Raw genomic sequence first — 20690 nt, 5'->3', positions numbered from 1 at the left:
TCGACTTCACTGCACCAGATTATTCAATTCGATGATCGGCAGCATCACCGCGAGCACGATCACCAGCACGACGCCGCCCATTGCCAGAATCAATAGCGGCTCCAGCAAACTCGTCAGGAACATCGTGCGTCGTTCGAGTTCGCGTGCTTCGCCTTCGGCGGCGCGGTCGAGCATCGTCGTGACGTCGCCGGTGGCTTCGCCTGAACGGATCAGATGGACGAGCACCGGAGGAAACGTCTTCGTATTCCCGAGCGCACGCGAAAGCGACGTGCCTTCACGCACGCGCACGATCGCTTCGTCGATGTTGTTGCGCATCGCCTTGTTCGACAGCGTTTCGCCCGCCGCCTGCAACGCGCGCAAAATCGGCACGCCCGCCGCGCTCAGAATGCCGAGCGTGCTCGCGAAACGCACCGTGTTGTAGCCGCGCACGAGCTTGCCCGCGAGCGGCGCGGTGAGCAGCCAGCGGTCGAACGCGAGACGCGGCCCGGGACGTCTTAGCGTCCCGCGCACGATCCAAGCGACGATCATCACCGCGATCAGAACCGCCCACCACCACTGACGCACGAAGCCCGAAAGCGCCATCATCACGATGGTCAGAAACGGCAGTTGCTGCTTCGTGCTCGCGAACACGTTCACAACCTGCGGCACCACATAACTCAGCAGAAACGTGACGATGCCAAATGCGATGATCGTGACGATCGTCGGGTACGTGAATGCAAGGACGATCTTCTGTTTGAGCGCGTTACGCTGCTCGATGTAATCGGCGAGACGCGAGAGCACGATGCCCAGTTTGCCCGTGTGTTCGCCTGCCGCAACGAGCGCACGATAGATATCCGGGAAGTCTCGCGGATGCTGCGTGAGCGCATTCGCGAGCGAATGACCGCCGAGCACTTCTGCGCGGATTGCGGCCATCAATTCGCGGATGTAGTCGCGCTCCGCCTGTTCGGTGAGTACCGCAAGCGCTTCACCCAGCGGCAAACCTGCGATCAGCAGACTCGCAAGTTGCCGCGTGAGAATTGCCTGTTCGCGCTGCGAGAGTTTGCGGCCAAGTGCAAGCCGCTGCTGACGCGCGCCGCGCGTGCGCGTCGCCGCCGGTTCGACGACGAGCGGCGTGAGTCCTTGCCCACGTAACTGCGCACGCGCACTGCGCGCGCTGTCGGCATCGAGTACGCCTTTTTGCGCCTTCCCTGCGGCGTCGATCGCTTCAAAGCGAAATGCTGGCATGTTGCTGATCGCCTCCGCTTATGCGCCGCCGGTCACGCGCAGCACTTCTTCGAGCGACGTGCGGCCCGAGTCGATCCAGCGCTCGCCATCCTCGCGCAGCGTGCGCATGCCTTGCTCACGGCCCGCGTTGAAGATCTCGGCATCGGCGGCGTTGCGGTGAATGAGGTTGCGGATCGGCTCGTCGATGAGCAGCAGTTCGTACACACCACGTCGGCCCGAATAGCCCGATTGCCCGCAACGCTCGCAGCCCACCGGATGCCAGCGCTTGCGGCCGTCGTCCTCGACGCGTTCTTCCTTGCAATGCGGACACAGCTGACGCACGAGTCGCTGCGCAAGCACGCCAAGCAATGACGAGGCGAGCAGATAAGGTTCGACGCCCATATCGGTCAGACGCGTCACCGCCGAAGCCGCATCGTTCGTGTGCAGCGTGGCGAGCACGAGGTGACCGGTCAACGAAGCCTGCACCGCAATCTGCGCCGTCTCCAGATCGCGGATTTCGCCGATCATGATGATGTCCGGGTCCTGACGCAGAATCGAGCGCAGCGCACGCGCGAACGTCATGCCGATACGCTCATTCACCTGCGTCTGCCCGATGCCCGAGAGGTCGTACTCGATCGGGTCTTCCACGGTCATGATGTTCGTCGTGGCCGTTTCGAGCCGCGACATCGACGCGTAGAGCGTGGTCGTTTTGCCGGAGCCGGTCGGGCCGGTTACGAGCACGATGCCGTGCGGCTTCGCGATCAGCTGATCGAACTTGCCGAGCGTATCGGCGGCCATGCCGAGTGCTTCAAGATTCAGGCGCTGGGCGTCTTTTTCCAGCAGACGCAGCACGGCGCGTTCGCCGTGGCCCGTCGGCAGGGTGGACACACGCACGTCAACCGGACGCCCGCCAACACGCAGCGTGATACGTCCGTCTTGCGGCAGACGTTTCTCTGCGATGTCGAGCTGCGCCATGATCTTGATCCGCGAGATCAGCGCGCCGTGCAGTGCCTTCTTTGGACGCACGACATCGCGCAGCGTGCCGTCGACACGAAAACGCACCACGGACGCATTTTCAAACGGCTCGATATGAATATCGGAAGCCTGCTCGCGCGCGGCCTGCGTGAGCAGCGCGTTGATCATGCGGATGATCGGCGCATCGTCTTCCGATTCCAGCAGGTCTTCCACCTCGGGAATGTCCTGCATGAGCCGCGAAAGATCGACCTCGCCTTCGACTTCGCCGACAACCTGCGCAGCGCTGCCGTCCTGACGCGCATACGCCTGATTGATCGCCTGCGCGAGTTCATCAGCAGGCACGCGCACGAGCGAGAACGCGCCGAAGTTACGCGCCACCTCGGCAATCGCCGCAGCAGACGTGCGATCGCTGATCCACACTTCGAGACCCTCGGCGCGCTGCTGCGCAACGAGCAACTGCCCGCTTTTAGCGAAGCCGTAGGGAATGAGGCGGGCCGCCATCGACGAATACTTTTCGCTCGACGGCGCCAGATTGTCGAGAACCGCGTTCAATGCTTGTATCCGTCGTTCAATGTCTTCAGGAACGCGATGATGTCGTCGATATCCTGATCCGTCATCGCTGGCTTGTCGCCGAATTTTCGATCGAAGGGCGCATCCGCGATATCGACATTCGCCGCGTATTTCGCGGGCAAATCGTTGTACTTCTCCACCTTGCCTGCCGCATCGCGCGGATAGATTTTCTCCGGGCTCGTCTCGCGCAGGTTGTAGAAGTCCATCACCTGTTTGAGGTCGTGATACACGCCGTTATGGAAGAAGGTCTGGCGCGTCGCGACGTTACGCAGCGTCGGCGTCAGGAACATGCCGCAATATTGCGTCTGGCTCGCGATATCCTGGCGGTACGGCCCGCACACGCCCATGTCGAAGAATTTCGGGTCTTTGTTCTGCGCAAGCGCCGGATTACGCGGCACGCCCAATGCTTCGTACTGCGTATCGGTAAAGAGCGGCGGCAAACCATCGCGGCCAGGCTTGCTCAAGTGGCAACCGGCGCAATTCGCCTTGTCGGGATTGTTGAACAGACGCAGGCCGCGCAGTTCAGTCTTGCTCAGGCGCGCCTTGCCTTCGAGCCATTCATCGTATTTGCTGTTGAATTCATGGAACGACGCATCTTCGATCTGGTAACGGCTGACCGCGGACATCGCCTCATCCACGAGCATCACCGGCGAGCGCATCATGGCCGGACCAAACAGTTTCTTCAGTTGCTCCGCGTAGCCCGCGCGCTGCAATTTCTGCGCGACTTCGGCTTCGCTCGTGTTGGCCATTTCAACCGGATTGAACAGCGGCCCCATCGCCTGGGCCTGCAAGGTGTCGGCGCGGCCGTCCCAGAACAGCCCGCCTTGCGGCACCATCGCGGGCGCCGCGGGCGCCACGCCCGCGTTCTTCTGCGCGCACGCCACGCCCTGCGCCTGTTGCGCGGTATCGGCGAGACTCACCGGCGTCGTATCCATATCGACCGGATCGGGACCGATGCTGAAGTTGGCCTGACGATACAGATAGGTCAGCGAAGGCGGCGGCCGGTACCCTGCCAACGTCAAATGCTCGCCGCCCAACTGCACCGAAAGCGCATTGGGCGGACCATACGCGTGCTGCGGGCTATGACACGACGCGCACGACTGCGTACCCGAAGCGGACAGCGACGGATCGTAGAAAATCTGTTTGCCGATCTGCGCGAGCAAACTCAGCTGCGCAGTTTGCGGCCGCATCAGATGGACCGGATGCGGATTCACACCGAACTCATCTTCGAGCAGTTCACCGACGGCATTCGGCATGCGCTCCGGGTGCATGAAGGCATACGCGCCGCACGCCATCATCAGCAGCAGGACGGCCAGCACGAAACAGATAACGAAGCCATATCGGCTTCGCCCGGCAGGAGCCTGTTTATCCGGCGCGGCCGATGGCGGAACAACATTCGAGCTTGAATTCATGGTGACGGCAACGAAAAATTAAAGCGTGATACGGACGTTCTTCGAATTGGCGAAACAGCGAAACAGCAAAACGGCAAGCAGCGAGTCAGCACATCGCGCTGACTCGCCATTCAGGTCACGCCTGAAATGGGGCCGTGCCGCTAGTTGGTCACCGATATGGCTGGCGCCGAAGACAGCTTGGTGCCGTAGTTCGAATCCAGATACAGCTTGCTGTTATTGCCGCTGCCACTGAAATTGAACATCGCCGTGATACTGCCCGCCGTATCGTCGAACGAACCGCTGCCGATGCGCGTGCCGCCCAGCCAGTTGTCCTCGATGAAGCGCGTGATCGACGCCTGCGTAATCGCCGTGCTATCCACGTAATTGCTGCGCGCCCACGGCGAGATCACGATGAACGGCGTGCGCGTTCCCGGACCGCAACGGCCATTGGCAGGCGAACCCGCCACGCCGAGCGGCGCCGTACCCGAACCGCAGGTGCTCGAACCGTTCAGGTAGTCGTTGCTCGAATACGAGGCACTCGTCGGCGTGATGTACTGGTGGTCGTACCAGCCGTCCGAATCGTCATACGCGATGATGACCGCCGTGTTCTTCCAGTCCGGCTGTTCTTCGAGGAAGTTCACGACGTTGGTCACGAACGCCTGCTCGTCGAGCGGATCGGAATTGCCCGCGTGCGCGTCCTGCACTGCCGGCGCCTTCAGGAAGCTCACGGACGGGAAATTGCCGGCCTTCACCGCCGTGTAGAAGTCGTTGATGTCGTACTGGTGATGCACCGGCGTCGACGTGCTGTCCTTCGGCTCGGTGTAGCCGATGTCGGCCGTCGAGGTCGGGCGCGTATGCGCGGGATTCGAGGTCGTCGTGTAGTACTGGAACCACGCATGATGCGGCACGTAGTCGACGATCGACGAATTGAGCACCGACGAATACGTGCTGCGCGAGCAACCGGTCGTGCCGTTGGCGTTGACGGTATCCAGATTGAAGCCGCCCATGAAGCCGCCCCAGGTGATGCCCGCCGAGTTCAGCAGATCGCCGATGTTCTTGTTCGACGACGTCATCGCGGCCGTGACCGTGGTGCTGCTGTCGTTCGAAATCGTGCACGTGTCGTTGGTCGGATCGAGGTCGCCGATCAGCGTGAAGCCATCCGCGCCGTCCGCGATCGCCTGCGTGCTCAGCGAGGTGCCGGTCGAAATGCTCGTGCTGTTCGTGCTCGTGCCCGTCGTCAGCGTGACGCCGTTGGTCTGACCGGAAATGACTTCGAGTGCGCCCGGCGTGGACGGGCCGAACGTGCCCGTGTAGGCGTTGTCGTTCATCGCGAAGTGCTGCGCGTAATTCCACATCGCGGTGACGGTGTTGCCGTCGAAGTAACCCATCACCATGCCCTTCGTGTCGAACACGCCGGAACCGCTCGTGGTCGCTTTACCCGTGTAATACGGGAATTCGTCCATCGCGCCGTTGTCCTCGGCTTCCTGTTCGGGGCTGTAGTTGTGGTTCTGCGAAGCCGTGTTCGCCTGCGAGCGGTCGATACGGAACGGTTCGAGATACGCCGCCGTAATGCCGGAGATCGTCAGATTGGTGGCGTTATACGAGTTCGGGTTATCGGTTAGCAGCGTGGTCGTCAGGCCGTTGACGGTCGGCGTACCGGAAGCCGCCGTGAATGCCGGTTCGCCCGACGGGTTATCCGCATTCGGATAAGTCCCGAAGTAATGATCGAACGACTGGTTCTCACCGTAGATCACCACGAGATGCTTGATCGGGGTGGCGGTGGTCAGCGCATCCTGCGCGCTGACTGTGGTGCTGTTGGTGCTGCTGCCGCACGCGGCTAGCCAGCTTGCAATCGCAGCCAGCGTAATGGCTGTCACTTTTCGGCGCATCAAAATCCCCTTCTTTTCTCGTTGATTTGCTGTTCTTTGAATGACTACGACTTTGCTCTTTTTCCAGCGCGGGGAATGATGCATGGCCAATGTGACGTCGAAACGTATCGATTATTTCAACCAGAACACCGCTTGTTCACGATTCTTTCCAATTGAATTCCTTCCAAAAAAATACATAAGAGAAAGCACGAATACGTGATGCGCAGTGTCATCTATTCACGCAATACTGCGCATCCGTAACGCACTCCAATGCCGTTGCGCGATCAACCATTCAAGATCAAAAACCAGAAGATCAGACGGAGCATCTTGTGAGACTCAAGCATTTCATTACGCTCGTTGCATTGGCGGGCGCGTCATGTTGCGCGCTCGCCCAGCAATACAACGGAAACGCCGATTCAAACGGCATGCCGCCTCGGCCGCCTTGCGGTGGCCCGCCGCCCGGACCACCTCCCGGTCATCCGCCGTCCGACGATGCAAACGCCCGTTTCGATGGCTCCGCGCCGCCCCATCATCCCGACGGTCCGCCGCCCAATGGACCGCCGCCAGATTGCCGCCAGGGCGCGAACTAAAGCGCTTTCCGCCCGGCTGGCAAGGCTTCGATCGCCATGCCGGCCGGCGTGGATCACACACTTACCTTTTCCATCCAATCACTACACCACGGTGAGGAATGGATGGCATGCGCATGCGCTCTGGAAATATTCGCTAATTTTTGCGCCGACGAAACGTCACTCTCCGGCCACGTTGAAAAAATAGACTTCGTCGCTCTATCGAATCGAGTCAGCCGGCCCATCCATTTGAGTATCAGACGACGCCCTCCTCACGCCTCCCCGTCCGCCATTAAAAATCGTCGATTCGTACTGCGATTCAATCTAATTACCATGGCTCGCCCCTAAGCCAATGTTTGCACATTTCTTCGACGCCCACGCGACAATGAACGCCCCACAACGCGGAACGGCTGCGCCGCTTCCGCCCTCGCGCCCGAAAACGGCGCTACTGGCCGCCGCCGCGTGCCTCGCCTTTTACGCCCAGGCCGCCGCCGCTTCCGTGGTCATGAACTTCGCGCACGCGGATATCGGCGCCGTGGCGCACGCCATTGGCGAAGCGACGGGCAAGACCATCATTGTCGATCCGCGTGTCAAAGGCCAGCTGGATCTCGTCTCGGCCAATCCGGTGCCCGACGACGAGGCGCTCAAGACGCTGCAATCGGCCCTGCGGATGCGCGGCTTCTCGCTGCTCCAGGATCATGGCGTACTCAAGATCGTGCCGGAAGTGGACGCCAAAGATCAGGGCGTGCCGACCTACGTGGGCAATCAGCCCGTCGCGCACGGCGATCAGGTCATCACGCAGGTGTTTCAGCTTCATCGCGAATCCGCCACCGCGCTGCAACCGACTTTGCGGCAGCTGATTTCGCCGAACAATACGATCACCGCGAATGCGAGCAACAACACGCTGGTCGTAACCGATTACGCCGACAACGTGCGGCGCATCGCGACCATCATCGCGGGAATGGAAGCCGCATCCGCACCGCACATCGCGGTCGTGCAGCTGAACTACGCCGATGCTACCGACGTCGTGCAGCAAGCCTCCAAAATGCTCGATCTGAACGGCATCGGCAATAACGATCCGACACAGAAAGTAGTGGTCACAGCGGACACGCGCAGCAACGCGATCCTGCTGCGTTCGAGCAGCGCGGCGCGGCTCGACGAAGCGCAATCGCTGGTCGTCAAGCTCGACACGCCAACGCGCGCGCCCGGCAACATCCATATCGTCACCTTACGTAACGCCGATGCAACCGATCTCGCGAAGACGCTGCGCGAGATTCTGGGGCAATCGAGCGGCAGCAGCGACTCGCTCGCGAGCGCGCTCGGCAGCGCACAGAGTTCCTCCGGCCTGCCGAGCAGCAATGGATCGTTGCCGCCTTTGCCGAGCACATCGGATACGTCGTCTTCCACGAAAAGCACAACATCGTCCACGTCGGGTAGTTCCGCGAGCAGCGGCTCCGGCGACTCGCATTCCAGCGACGATCAAGGCGAGAAAGGCAGCAGTGAAATCGTCGCGGATACCTCCACGAATTCGCTGATCATCACCGCGCCGGAACCGGTATTCAGAAATCTCAGCACGGTGATCGCGCGACTCGATCAGCGCAAGGTTCAGGTGTATATTGAATCGCTGATCATGGAAGTCACCTCCGAGAAAGACGGCGAATTCGGTATTGAATGGCTGACCACGTCGGGTCTCACGTCGCTCGCCGCGTCCACGACCGATGTGGGCGTCGTGGCGGGCTTCGGGAATATTCTCGGGACGAAAGGCCTGTTCCGCGCCTTGCAGACGAATTCCGATGTGAACGTGCTTTCGACGCCCAGTCTCGTCACGCTCGATAATCACGAGGCGCGCATTCTCGTGGGCAGCAACGTGCCAATCGAATCGGGCTCGTATTCCACGAGTTCGTCGAGTTCGTCGGCGGCGAATGCATTCAATACGTATTCGCGTACGGACGTCGGCATTATTCTGAACGTCAAGCCGCGCATCAACGAAGGCGGCACGATCACGATGCAGGTTTATTCGGAAGATTCGAGCGTCGAGAGCGGCACGAGCGATCAATCGGGCGGCTTTACCATCGACAAACGTTCGTTGCAGACCACGATTCTCGCGGACGACGGACAGATCGTGGCGCTGGGCGGCCTCATCAGCGACAGCTACACGAACGGCAATACGCGCACGCCATGGATTTCGAAAATTCCCGTGATCGGCGCATTGTTCCGGCATGAAACGAAAAGCCGTGAGAAAAAAGATCTGCTGATCTTTCTGCGGCCCGTGATCGTGCGCGACGGCGCGATGCTTCAGGCCATTGCCTCCGATCGCTACGGCTATATGCAGGCGCGCTCGGCCAGTTATCAGTCCGATAACTGGATGATCAAGGACGACACCGTGCCCGCGCTGCCGCCTTTGCACGGGCATGGGAACGAGATCATCGACCTGACTCACGTCCGGCAATCGGCGGCCTCCCCGGCCACGACGGAAGGCATTCCGACTGCTGCGCCGTAAGCGGCACACGACAAGACGCGCGCCAGCGGGGCGCGGCCGCCGCTGGCCGCGCCCGCGCGCAAATTGCGCGACGGCACATCCTTAGCAGAAATCCTTCGTTTGCCGCGCACGCGGGCTTGCCTACACTGCGGATCATCTTGTCATAACAAGTCCGCGACACGGCAACCCCGCAAACCGATGGCCAATACGAATCTCATCGCGCTCGCACCGCAGCCGCTCTATGCGCAAATCAAGGAGACGCTGCGCGCGCGCATTCTCGACGGCGCTTATCCGCCGCACAGCCGCATGCCGTCCGAGCACGAACTCTGCGCGATGTTCGGCGTGAGCCGCATCACCGTGCGCCAGGCGCTCGGCGATCTGCAAAAGGAAGGGCTCGTCTTCAAACTGCATGGCAAGGGCACGTTTGTGTCCAAGCCGCGCGCGTTCCAGAACGTGACTTCGCTGCAAGGTTTCGCGGAGGCGATGTCGTCGATGGGCTACGAGATCGTCAATCAATTGCGGCGCTTTCGCGTCACGAAAGCCGACCGCCTTATCGCCGCGAAACTCGATCTACCCGAAGGCGCGAACGTGACCGAAATCCGCCGCGTTCGCCTGCTCAATCGCGAGCCCGTTTCACTCGAACTCACGTGGCTGCCCGAGTCGCTCGGCAAGCGTCTCGCGAACGCCGATCTCGCCACGCGCGACATCTTCCTGATACTCGAAAACGATTGCGGCGTCGCGCTCGGTCATGCCGATGTCTCGATCGACGCGATGCTCGCCGACGACGAAATCGGCGACGCGCTGCGCGTGGAAGAAGGCAGTCCCATCCTGCGCATCGAACGCACGACCCACGATGCACAAGGCATGCCGATCGACTTCGAATATCTCTACTTTCGCGGCGACGCCTTCCAGTACCGCTTGCGCGTGGATCGCGAGAAAGCTGCTCAACCGCGCACGCGCGGCCGTTCGCAACCGAGGAAAACGCAATGAATACCGAAGTGGTCGATTACGACATCGTGGTGATTGGCGGCGGCACCGCCGGCCCGATGGCCGCCATCAAGGCGAAGGAGCGCAATCCCGCGCTCAAGGTATTGGTATTGGAAAAAGCGCATGTGAAACGCAGCGGCGCGATTTCGATGGGGATGGACGGCCTGAACAACGCCGTGATTCCCGGCCACGCCACGCCCGAACAATATACGCGCGAAATCACCATCGCCAATGACGGGATCGTCGATCAGGAAGCCGTGTACGCCTATGCGAAACACAGCTTCACGACTATCGAACAGCTCGACCGTTGGGGCGTGAAATTCGAAAAGGACGGCAACGGCGATTACGCGGTCAAGAAAGTGCATCACATGGGCGCGTATGTGTTGCCGATGCCCGAAGGCCACGATATCAAGAAGATTCTGTATCGTCAGCTTAAACGCGCGCGCATCGAAATGACGAATCGTATCGTGACCACGCGCCTGCTCACCGATGCGCGCGGTGCCGTGTGCGGCGTAATCGGTTTCGACTGCCGCACGGCGCAATTCACCGTGGTGCGTGCGAAAGCGGTGATTCTCTGTTGCGGCGCGGCGGGTCGACTTGGCTTGCCCGCCTCCGGCTATTTGATGGGCACGTACGAGAATCCCACCAATGCGGGCGACGGCTACGCCATGGCCTATCACGCCGGCGCGGCGCTCGCGAATCTCGAATGCTTCCAGATCAATCCGCTAATCAAGGACTATAACGGCCCGGCGTGTGCCTACGTGACGGGTCCGCTCGGCGGCTTCACGGCCAACGGCAAGGGCGAACGCTTCATCGAATGCGATTACTGGAGCGGGCAAATGATGTGGGAGTTTTATCGCGAACTGCAAAGCGGCAACGGCCCGGTATTCCTGAAACTCGATCATCTCGCCGAAGAAACCATTCAAACCATCGAGCAGATTCTGCACACCAACGAGCGCCCGAGCCGCGGACGTTTTCACGCGGGACGCGGCACCGACTATCGTTCGCAGATGGTGGAAATGCATATCTCCGAGATCGGCTTTTGCAGCGGTCATAGCGCGTCGGGCGTTTATGTCGATGCGCGCGCGCAAACCACGGTGCCCGGACTTTATGCTGCGGGCGATATGGCTGCCGTGCCGCACAATTACATGCTCGGTGCGTTTACCTACGGCTGGTTCGCCGGAGAAAACGCCGCGGAATACGTCGCGGGCCGCGATCACGCACCGCTCGACACGGCCCAGGTCGAAGCCGAACGCGCGCGTATTTACGCCCCGCTCGAACGCGAGCACGGACTCTCGCCGTCTCAGGTCGAATATAAATTGCGCCGCATGGTGAACGATTATCTGCAACCGCCAAAGGCCACGCGCAAAATGGAAATCGGCTTGCAGCGCTTCGAAGCGATCGAGGAGGATATCGGTGCGATCAAGGCCCATCATCCGCATGAACTAATGCGCGCGGCGGAAGTGCGCGCCATTCGCGACTGCGCAGAAATGGCCGCGCGCGCTTCGTTGTTCCGCACCGAGAGCCGCTGGGGTCTGTATCACCATCGCGTCGATTATCCGCAGCGCGACGACGCGCAATGGTTCTGCCACACGCATCTGCGCAAGGACGAAGCGGGCCGCATGGTCAGCGAAAAGCGTCCCGTCGAGCCGTATATCGTGCCGGTTTCGAGCGACGAACGCGGCGCCTACGACCGCATGCGCATTCAGCGCGACGACGCCCTCGCCGCCGCGCATTGAGCCTCGGTTTTCTTCAGGAAACGATCATGAGCTATACGCCCCACGAGATTTTTCAACGCAGCAGCGCGCCCGTGACCATCGACGAGGAACGCTGCATCGCGGATAAAGGCTGCACGGTCTGCGTCGACGTCTGCCCGCTCGATCTGCTCGCCATCGACACCTCGAAAGGCAAGGCGTACATGCAGTTCGACGAATGCTGGTATTGCATGCCTTGCGAGCGCGATTGCCCGACCGGCGCGGTGAAAGTCGAGATTCCCTATTTGCTTCGATAGCGAAGGAGACGTCATTGATCAACGCTTCCCTATCGCCATTAATTAGCCATCCTGCACAATGAATCATTCGACTCAACCCGATCTGCCGCCCGAAGCCGCCGCCGTGCTGGCGCGGCTCGCGAGCGACGACGCCACCGTGCGCCGCATCGCCGTGCTCGATATCGGCGACCTCGAAGCGCCCGCGCTCGTCGGCGTGCTGGTGAGCGCGCTGCGCGATGACGCCGCGCCGGACGTGCGCCGCGAAGCCGCCACTGTGCTGGCGTCGTGGGAAAGCGAGAGCGTGGCCGAAGCGCTGTGCGGCGCGCTGCTCGATAGCGACGAAGGCGTGCGCGACGCCGCCGCGCAGGCGCTTTCCGAACTGAAGGACAGCGCGAGCGCACCGGTCTTGCGCCGCTGGGCGCAGCGTCCCGAGCCGTTCGTGCGGCGCGCGGCCTTGCGCGGCCTGCGCGAATTGCGCGACGCCAGCGCCTTCGAGCCCGCGCTCGACGCGCTCGCCGACGCGCACGCCGACGTGCGGCTCGAAGCCGTGGCCGTGCTCGGCTGGCTCAAGGACGCGCGCGCCCTGCCGCCACTCGCGAGCGTGGCGGCCCACGATAAGGAGGCCGGTGTGCGCCGCGCGGCGACCGGCGCGCTGGGTTTCGGCCCGATCGACGACACGGCGCTCGGCGATGCCTTGCTGCACGCGTTGCGCGACGCCGACTGGCAAGTGCGCGAGGAAGCCGCCACCACGCTCGGCAAGTTGCCCGTGCCGCGCGCACGCGATCCGCTGATTGCCGCGCTCGCGGACGACTACTGGCAAGTGCGCCTGCGCGCGGCACGCGCGCTGGGCCGCATGGCGGATGCGGACGCGGCACCGGCCTTGATCGCGCTGCTCGACCACACGATCAGCAATCTGCGCAAGGAGGCCGCGCTCGCGCTAGGCGAACTCGATACGCCCGACGTGATCGCGCCCTTGCGCGCGGCGCTCGAAGACCGTGACCCTGAAGTCCGCAAGGCTGTGCGCATCGCTTTGCAGCAGCGCGAAGGACAGGCATCGTGAACACGCCGCTCGAAGTGCGCAACGCGCCCGATGCGCTTTCGCTCGTCTGGCCGAGCGGCGAAACCCAGCGTTTCGCGCACGCCGATTTACGGCGCGCCTGTCCGTGCGCCGCGTGCAGAAGCGCGCGCCTCGGGGGCAACACGCTGGAGATTGCGGAAGCGATCCGCGTGCGCGAAATCGCGCCGATGGGTTATGGCGTGCAACTCGTCTTCAGCGACGGGCACGATCGCGGCATCTTTCCGTGGCGCTGGTTCGAACAGTTCGACGCGCGGCGCTAACGAAAACGACCATCACGCGCCGCGTTGATTCAATGCGACGCCGCGACCCTCAGTCCTCGCATTTGATGTCTTGCTTGCGCACCACGATGATCGCCGGAAACGTGCCGTGTTCCAGTTCGATCTTCGCGACCACGGTGGTGGTCACGCTATCGCTGTCGTCGTAGACGCTGACTTTATCGTTGCGCAGATTGATCAGGCCCACGCATTTCTTCGCGCGGCCATCGTCGGTCACGTCGCACTCGATCTGATGATCCGAGAAGTATTTGTAGCGGTCGCGCTCGGGCAGCGCGAGGTACTCGCTCATGCTCGACGCGGCGCCGGCCACGCCGCTCGCCGTGCCGATCGAGCACGATTGTTGCGGCGCGTTACTCACGGCTTGCGCGTGCGCGAGCGTGGCGCCGGTCAGCGAAAGCGTGGCGAGAGCGAAGGCGTGAAAGAATTTCATGGCGCGCATGGCGATTGCAATGTCGAAAGTGAGTCGAAGTCCCGCATTGTAATGGCATCGCGCATGCGCGGCCCGCAAGCGCACAAATGCCGCGTCGGCCCTTGCCAGCCGCGCGGCGAATCGTCATGCTTGCGGCTGATCCGCACCCACGCCCACTCGCATGACGACGAACGCCCCACGCCCCGCCGCGGCGGACCGCATTGCCCCCGCCGTCTGGAAAGTCGCGGCGGTGGTGTCGGTCGGCTCGTTCATGTCGCAGATGGATTCGACGCTTGTGAACGTGTCGCTGTCCACCATCGGCCACGCGCTCGACGCGCGTCTCGCCACCGCGCAATGGATCGTGACCGGCTATTTGCTCGCGATGGCGCTCACGCTGCCGCTCAACGGCTGGCTCGTCGACCGCATCGGCGCGAAACGCCTGTACCTGTTTTGCTTCTCGACGTTCACGTTTGCCTCGGCGCTCTGCGGGTTCGCGCACAGCATGAGTGCGTTGATCGCCGCGCGGCTGTTTCAGGGGCTCATCGCGGGCATGCTCGTGCCGATGGCGCAGATGATGATCGGCCGCGTGGCGGGCAAGCATCTCGAACGCGTGATGGGTTACGCGACGCTACCCATTCTGCTCGGACCGATACTCGGCCCCGTGCTGGCCGGCGCAATTCTCACGCACGCCGCGTGGCCATGGCTCTTTTTCGTCAACGTGCCGATTGGTGTGATCGGCGTAGCGATGGCCTGGCGATTGCTGCCGCGCGACGCCGACACGCTCGACAGGCGGCGTTTCGACTTCCTGGGTTTCGCGCTGATTTCGCCGGGTCTCGTCGCGCTCGTCTACGGCTTGCAGAATGCGGCGCACAGCGCAGGGCTGGCCTGCGTGCTTGCAGGCGTGCTGCTGCTCGCGGCGTTCATCGTGTATTCGGCCCGTAAGGGCGACGCCGCGCTGATCGACGTGCGCATTTTCTCCACGCGTATTTTTTCGTTCGCCGCCGTCACGCAATTCTGCGCGAACGGCATGTTATTCGGGCGTCAGTTGCTCGTGCCGCTTTATCTGATTCTCGCCTGCGGATTGAGCGCGGCGCAGGCGGGCGTCCTGCTCGCGGCGACGGGCGTCGGCATGATGGCCGCGTTCGCCGTGCTCGGGCTGTTGACGGGGCGATTCGGCTGCCGCGCGCTCGCAGCAGGCGGCGCGCTGCTCGCGTGCGCCGCCACGCTCGTGTTCGCGTGGATGGCCGCGCACACCTACTCCACGGCGTGGGCGCTCGTGAGTCTCGCGCTGGCCGGAATCGGTCAGGGCACGATTAGCGTGCCGTCGATTTCAGCGGCTTACGCTGCGTTGCCGAAGGCGAATCTGCCGACGGCCAACACCGCATTGAATATCGCGCAGCGCATTGGCGGACCGTTCGCGACCACGCTGATTTCGCTGACCGTGGCGTTGGCGATGCGCGATAGCGGCGCAACGCACGCACATCACTTCGTGCCCGCGTTCGTGCTGCTCACCGCGCTGCATGGCTTGTGTCTGGCCGCAACAATGGGATTGCCCGTGCGCGTGATTCGCAAATGATGAGCCGCTGAAACGTCAGTGCGCCAATGCCGCGTCCGCATCCTCGCGCTCGCGCGCCTTTTCCTCGCCCTTCACCGCAATCCCTGCATTCGCGAGCGCCTCACCCGCATGCTCGCGCAGATCGTCGATGGCGAACGCCGCATCGGGATCGCGCACCCACACGCTCATGCGCAGCCGCACGCCACCGTCGTCGGGATAACTATCCACGACAATCGCGGGCGCGAGCGTCGTGCCCGCCAGCACACGCGGTTCGTTCGCGACCATCTTCTTGAGTTCGCCGATCGCCGGATCGACCTGCTCGCGTCGCGCGAGATCGATCGTCACGTCCACGCGCTGCGTGCCGCCGCTGCTGTAATTGATGACCGGATTGCTCCAGATCTGACTGTTCGGCACGAACACGGCATTGCCGTCGCCGCGCTCGATACGCGTCGTGAACAGTCCCACTTCGCGCACGATGCCCGCCGCCGCGCCGCTGCCTTCGATCACGTCGCCCGCACGAAACGGCCGCAGAAACAGCAGCATGATGCCCGCCGCGATGTTTTGCAGCGTGCCTTGCAGCGCGAGACCGATGGCGAGGCCTGCGGCGCCGAGGGCCGCGAGCACGCTCGCCGTTGCGATGCCGACTTCGCTAAGCGCCGCTACGATCGCGATCACGCGCACGGCCCACGCCACGATGCCCGCGAGCATCGGCGCGAGCGTCGGATCGGCGTGCGAGCGCGCCAGCATGTGCTCGGAGAGTTGCGCGACACGATTCGAAATCCACCAGCCCACCGCGAGAATCAGCACCGCGGCGACCAGATGCACCACGTCGTGCGTCACCGAGTCGAGCAGCGAGGGCTGCAAATGAAACAATCGATTGAAAAAATCTTCCATAGTCGCTCACCAGCCTGTTGCGAAAATTCGCGCAAAAAAGGACGCGAGCCTGCGCTGCGCCCCTCGCCGCTTCAAGCGGCGATCAAACGGGGCCAGTCTGCAAGCTCGCACTGGTAAGTTGGAAGCAGGCGGCATGCCTGCGTCTTTCGATGCGGTTACATCGATCGATCGGCGCTTACTGCGCGCTTCGATTCAGCTTACTCGGCATATTCACGATTCGCCGAAAACGCGCGCACGCCATCGCGATCTTCGCGCGCCGCGTGCGTCTTGCCCGCGCCGCGCACGAAGCGGCGGCCTTGCGGGCCATACACGGCATCCGGTTCGGGAAAGAGCGAGAGCATCACGATATACAGCACGCCGCCCATTGCGAACGAGATCGGCACGCTCAAATCGCAACCGCCTGCGAGCGAGCCGAGCGGACCGACGAACTGGCCCGGCAGATTCACGAACGACAGGCCGATGAACGCCGCCGGCAGCCACGCGCCCATCGCGCGCAGATTCCAGCCGTGCGTGAACCAGTAATGCCCGCCGCGTCCGCCGCGATTGAACACCTGCAGATCGTCGGCGAGATAGAAGCCGCGTCGCTGCATGTAGCCGATCACCATGATCGCCATCCACGGGCAGCTGAACGTACAGATGAGCGTCGAGAACGTCGACACGCTTTCCACCAGATTGAACGCGAAGCGGCCAATGAAGATGAACGCAATCGCGAGCGTGCCGATCAGCAGCGTGGCGCGCACGCGGTTGAGGAACTTCGGGAACATGCTCGACATGTCGAGGCCCGTGCCGTACAGCGCGGTCGTGCCCGTCGACATGCCGCCAATAATCGCGATCAGGCACATCGGCAACAGGAACCAGCGCGGCGACACTGCGAGCAGGCCGCCCACGTAATCGTTCGACGCGATGTAGTTCGGCGCGTGCGTGGCGATGATCGTCGCCGTGGCGAGGCCGAAGAAGAACGGCACGAAGGTCGCGATCTGCGCGGCGTAGACAGCGCCCATCACACGGCGGCGCGGAATGGTCTCGGGAATGTAGCGCGCCCAGTCGCCGAGCGTCGAAGCGAACGAGACCGGATTGCTCAGCGCCACCAGCGTCGCGCCGATGAATGCGGCCCAGAATCCGGCGCTGCCTTGTTGCAGCGTGCCCGCGTAGTGAATGTCGAAGGTCTTCGCGAACGCGAACGCGCCGAGAATGAACATCAGGCTCGCGGCCCACACGGCGATCTTGTTCACCCACAGCATGAAGCGGAAGCCGTAGATGCACACGACCAGCACCAGCACCGCGAACACCATGTAGGCCGAGCCGAGCGTCCAGCCGTTCACGGGCACGCCCACCATGTTGTGCGCGCCGCCCACGAGCGCATCGCCCGAACTCCACACGGCGAGCGAGAAGAAGGCGATCGAGGTCAGCAGCGCGAGAAACGAGCCGACGATCCGGCCATGAATGCCGAAGTGCGCGCCCGACGAAACCGGGTCGCTGGTGCCGTTACGCGGGCCAAACGAACTCATCGGCGCGAGCATGAAGGTGCCCGCCAGCACGCCGATCACGATCGACCAGAGGCTCGCCTGAAACGACAAGCCGACGAGCACGGGAAACGCGCCCAGCACCGATGTCGAAAAGGTATTGCAGCCGCCGAACAGCAGCCGGAACAGATCGATGGGACGCGCGTAACGCGAAGCATCGGGAATGCGTTCGAAACCGAATGTTTCGATCTGCGTAATACTCGTATTGTCAGCCATGTGTCTCACTCCTTGCGCATCGTGGCGATGCACTGTCTTCCACTTTGACGGTCACTCTAAATCACACGAGTGCGCGCCATATTGCGTATTCGAAACGTTCACATCACACGTTGCCAATGTATCGACGCCTGAGCGACGCGGTGCCGCTCATGCCGCCGCGCGTTCGTTGCCATGCGCGCCATACACGTTGAGCAGATCCTCGCAAAACGCGCGCACGATGGGCTTATCGGCGGTGCCGCGCTTGGCCGCGAGATGCAGCGGCACATCGAAGCCGAAGGCCGAGCGTCCCAACACGCGAATCAAGCCGCGCTGTTCGAACGGCTCCGCGTGATGCTCGGGCAGATAGCCGATATGACTGCCCGAGAGAATCAGCACCGTGGCCGCGTCGATGCTGTCCGCGATCGCCGTGACCTGGCGCTCGCCGATGCTCGCGAGTTCCTCGGGCACCGGATAGCTGCGCCAGATCCAGTCGTGCGTGCGCAAATCGTCGAGCGTCACGTTGGGCGCTTCGTGAAAGAGCGGATGCCCGCGCCCGCAACAGATCACCTGGCGCTCGCTGAAGAGTTCGGTGTAATCGAGCCCCGCCACGCGATGCCAGAAATATCCGATCGCGAGATCGAGCTGATGATTGACGAGGCTTTCTTCGAGCTCTTGCGGCGGCGCCACGCGCATCGCGAACCGCACGGCCTGATCGCGCTTGCGAAACGCGCCGATGGCTTCGGCGAGGCGCGCGTTCTCCACATGCGAGGCCTGCCCGATCAAGCCGATCGAAAGCGTGCCGACGAGCTTGCGATCGATATCGCGCACCTGCGCCACGAATTGCGAGGTCGCCGACAGCAGCGCACGCGCCGACGCCACGAAGCGCTCGCCCTTCGACGTGAGGCGAAAGCCGCCGCGTCCGCGTTCGCAGAGCGTGAAGCCCACGCGCGCTTCGAGCGCCGAAAGCTGCGAGCTGATGGTGGATTGCCGCACGCCGAGCGTGGCTTCGGCGGCGGTGATGCCGCGCGCGTCCACGACGGCGAGGAAGACCCGCACGAGGCGCAGGTCGAGATCGGAAGTATTGGAGAACATGCCGCTGCGCCGCCTGTGCTTACATCGGGAAACCCATCGCCTTGATGCCCTTGATCCACGCGCGCTTCCAGCCACCTTCGGCGTCCGCGCCGTCGAACGCATGGAACGTGACCTTCGCGGCGAGCCAGCGCACCGGCTCCGGCGGGATATACGTGGGGCTCTGATTGGCGATGTCGAGCGTGCGTTCGGGACTCTTTCGATCGAACAGGATGTTCAGGCCCATGAACGCGCCGAAGCGGCTCGCGGCCACGCCGAAACCCGTGTAGCCCGCGACGAACACGGCCTTGTCGCCGAGATAGCGTTTCGCGAACACCGAGCCGCGCGAGCAGTAATCGATCGGCCCGCCCCATGCGTGCGAGAAGCGCACGTCGGCGAGTTGCGGAAAGGTCTTGTAGAACGCCTGCGCGAGCCGGTAATACGTTTCGCGGCGCTGATCCTGCTGCGGATCGGGATTGCCATCGAAGTGATAGCTCACAAGGCCGCCGAAAATGATGTTGTTGTTCTTCGTGAGGCGGAAGTAATTGAGCTGCGTGCGCGTGTCGTAAATGCCCTGGCGATTTTTCCAGCCGATGCGCGCGAGTTGTTCGTCGGTGAGCGGCTCGGTGGCGAGCACGTGGTCGCGCACCTGGAGCACGCGGCGATTGATGTCGGGAATGCCCACCTTCGCGGTGCCGCTGCCGAACACCACACGCGGCGCGCGCACGCTGCCTTCGGGCGTCTTCACGAACACGGTCGCGCCTTCGTCGGTCACCGTCACGAGCGGGCTATGTTCGTAGAGCCGCACGCCCAGTTTGAGCGCCGCGCGCTTGAGACCCCACGCGAGCTTCGCCGGATGCACGATGCCGCTGCGATTGCGCGACCAGAGCGCGCCCGCGAACAGCGGCGAATTCAGTTGTTCGCGCGTGGCCTGCTCGTCGAGCAGCACGACGTTATGGCCGTAGGCGGTGTGCAGATCGTAATCGTCCTGCAGATGCGCGACGTGCTCGGGATCGACGGCCACGGTCATTTCGCCGTTCCATTCGATATCCGCGTCGATGTCGTAGCGCTTGAGCGTCTCTTCGAAACCATCGAGATTGTGCTGGCCGAATTCTTCGAGTTCGGCGATATCGTCGGGGAACACACGCACGGCGTTCGGCAGGCCGTGCATCACCGACGTCGAGATGATGCCGCCCGCGCGGCCCGACGCACCATGCGCGACCTGGCCCGCTTCGATCAGCACCACGTCGAGTTCGGGCATCTGCTCCTTCGCCTGCACGGCGGCCCACAAGCCGGTGAAGCCGCCGCCGACGATCAGCAGATCGGCGCACGTATCGCTCGTGAGTTTCGGCTCGGCGGGCGGCTCAGCGGGATTGTCGAGCCAGTAGGGAAACAGTTTCGTGCGGGCGAGCGCGGCTTCCACGCCCAGCGCGACGGGCGGACGTGCGGCGGGACGCGCGTCGGTCTGTGCATCGGCGGGCATGCCCGCTTCAAAGAGTTGGGCGCGGTCATTCATGATGCGCCTCCTGTTCCAGCGCCTGGGAGGCGCGGCGAAGCGCGTGGCCGCAGACGCGGCGGGTCGTGACGAAAGCGGACGCCGATGCGCCGCGAGCGGCGGGCGTGGTGCGGAGGTGCGCGAAGAGGCTCATGATGGCTTCACTGCT

Annotated in this window: 17 protein-coding genes; 7 read left to right on the top strand and 10 right to left on the bottom strand. The window is 62.9% G+C overall.

The features are described 5' to 3' along the window. Positions 1 to 6: 6 nt before the first annotated feature. The 4 genes from gspF to LDO54_RS22470 form a co-directional block, all read right to left on the bottom strand. Positions 7 to 1224: a type II secretion system inner membrane protein GspF gene (gene gspF, locus LDO54_RS22485; RefSeq protein WP_224006744.1), complete on the bottom strand. Its 1218-nt coding sequence runs from the start codon at positions 1222 to 1224 to the stop codon at positions 7 to 9. Positions 1225 to 1242: 18 nt separating this feature from the next. Continuing rightward, a complete protein-coding gene (gene gspE, locus LDO54_RS22480; protein ID WP_253074416.1) occupies positions 1243 to 2679 on the bottom strand; it encodes a type II secretion system ATPase GspE in 1437 nt (478 codons plus the stop codon). 47 nt (positions 2680 to 2726) lie between these two features. After that, the gene (locus tag LDO54_RS22475) at positions 2727 to 4160 is read right to left on the bottom strand and encodes a cytochrome-c peroxidase (protein ID WP_436975646.1); all 1434 of its coding nucleotides are present in this window, start codon (positions 4158 to 4160) and stop codon (positions 2727 to 2729) included. Between the two features lie 140 nt (positions 4161 to 4300). Then, positions 4301 to 6028 (bottom strand): phospholipase C, encoded by a 1728-nt coding sequence (locus tag LDO54_RS22470; RefSeq protein ID WP_224012862.1) that lies wholly within the window; start codon positions 6026 to 6028, stop codon positions 4301 to 4303. A 930-nt stretch (positions 6029 to 6958) separates the two neighbouring features. Here LDO54_RS22470 and LDO54_RS22465 point away from each other — a divergent pair. From LDO54_RS22465 to LDO54_RS22440, 6 genes are all read left to right on the top strand, one after another. Continuing rightward, a complete protein-coding gene (locus tag LDO54_RS22465) occupies positions 6959 to 9073 on the top strand; it encodes a secretin N-terminal domain-containing protein (RefSeq protein ID WP_224012861.1) in 2115 nt (704 codons plus the stop codon). Between the two features lie 177 nt (positions 9074 to 9250). Continuing rightward, a complete protein-coding gene (locus LDO54_RS22460; RefSeq protein WP_224012860.1) occupies positions 9251 to 10042 on the top strand; it encodes a GntR family transcriptional regulator in 792 nt (263 codons plus the stop codon). Beyond that, positions 10039 to 11778, top strand: coding sequence for a fumarate reductase/succinate dehydrogenase flavoprotein subunit (locus LDO54_RS22455; protein WP_224012859.1), 1740 nt, complete (start codon positions 10039 to 10041; stop codon positions 11776 to 11778). Before LDO54_RS22460 ends, LDO54_RS22455 begins: the two co-directional genes overlap by 4 nt. Before the next feature lie 26 nt (positions 11779 to 11804). After that, entirely contained in the window at positions 11805 to 12050 is a 246-nt protein-coding gene (locus tag LDO54_RS22450) for a 4Fe-4S dicluster domain-containing protein (RefSeq protein WP_224012858.1), read from the top strand. A gap of 58 nt (positions 12051 to 12108) precedes the next feature. Then, on the top strand, positions 12109 to 13089 hold the full coding sequence (locus LDO54_RS22445; RefSeq protein WP_224012857.1) for a HEAT repeat domain-containing protein: 981 nt from the start codon (positions 12109 to 12111) through the stop codon (positions 13087 to 13089). Next, positions 13086 to 13367 (top strand): DUF971 domain-containing protein, encoded by a 282-nt coding sequence (locus LDO54_RS22440; protein ID WP_224012856.1) that lies wholly within the window; start codon positions 13086 to 13088, stop codon positions 13365 to 13367. The genes LDO54_RS22445 and LDO54_RS22440 overlap by 4 nt, the downstream gene beginning before the upstream one ends. A gap of 49 nt (positions 13368 to 13416) precedes the next feature. Here LDO54_RS22440 and LDO54_RS22435 read toward each other — a convergent pair whose 3' ends face one another. Further along, the gene (locus LDO54_RS22435) at positions 13417 to 13812 is read right to left on the bottom strand and encodes a hypothetical protein (protein WP_224012855.1); all 396 of its coding nucleotides are present in this window, start codon (positions 13810 to 13812) and stop codon (positions 13417 to 13419) included. A gap of 160 nt (positions 13813 to 13972) precedes the next feature. Between LDO54_RS22435 and LDO54_RS22430 the strand changes: the two genes are divergently transcribed. After that, positions 13973 to 15367 (top strand): DHA2 family efflux MFS transporter permease subunit, encoded by a 1395-nt coding sequence (locus LDO54_RS22430; RefSeq protein ID WP_224012854.1) that lies wholly within the window; start codon positions 13973 to 13975, stop codon positions 15365 to 15367. Between the two features lie 15 nt (positions 15368 to 15382). Here LDO54_RS22430 and LDO54_RS22425 read toward each other — a convergent pair whose 3' ends face one another. From LDO54_RS22425 to LDO54_RS22405, 5 genes are all read right to left on the bottom strand, one after another. Next, positions 15383 to 16240, bottom strand: coding sequence for a mechanosensitive ion channel family protein (locus LDO54_RS22425; protein WP_224012853.1), 858 nt, complete (start codon positions 16238 to 16240; stop codon positions 15383 to 15385). Between the two features lie 197 nt (positions 16241 to 16437). Then, entirely contained in the window at positions 16438 to 17979 is a 1542-nt protein-coding gene (locus LDO54_RS22420) for a purine-cytosine permease family protein (RefSeq protein WP_224012852.1), read from the bottom strand. 147 nt (positions 17980 to 18126) lie between these two features. Next, positions 18127 to 19050: a LysR family transcriptional regulator gene (locus LDO54_RS22415; RefSeq protein WP_224012851.1), complete on the bottom strand. Its 924-nt coding sequence runs from the start codon at positions 19048 to 19050 to the stop codon at positions 18127 to 18129. A 19-nt stretch (positions 19051 to 19069) separates the two neighbouring features. Then, a complete protein-coding gene (locus LDO54_RS22410) occupies positions 19070 to 20509 on the bottom strand; it encodes an NAD(P)/FAD-dependent oxidoreductase (protein WP_224012998.1) in 1440 nt (479 codons plus the stop codon). Between the two features lie 25 nt (positions 20510 to 20534). Then, on the bottom strand, positions 20535 to 20675 hold the full coding sequence (locus tag LDO54_RS22405; RefSeq protein ID WP_224012850.1) for a hypothetical protein: 141 nt from the start codon (positions 20673 to 20675) through the stop codon (positions 20535 to 20537). Between the last annotated feature and the right edge of the window lie 15 nt (positions 20676 to 20690).

Source organism: Paraburkholderia tropica (assembly GCF_914484835.1).
Lineage (GTDB): Bacteria > Pseudomonadota > Gammaproteobacteria > Burkholderiales > Burkholderiaceae > Paraburkholderia > Paraburkholderia tropica_A.
This window is presented reverse-complemented; position numbering and strand designations above follow the sequence as displayed.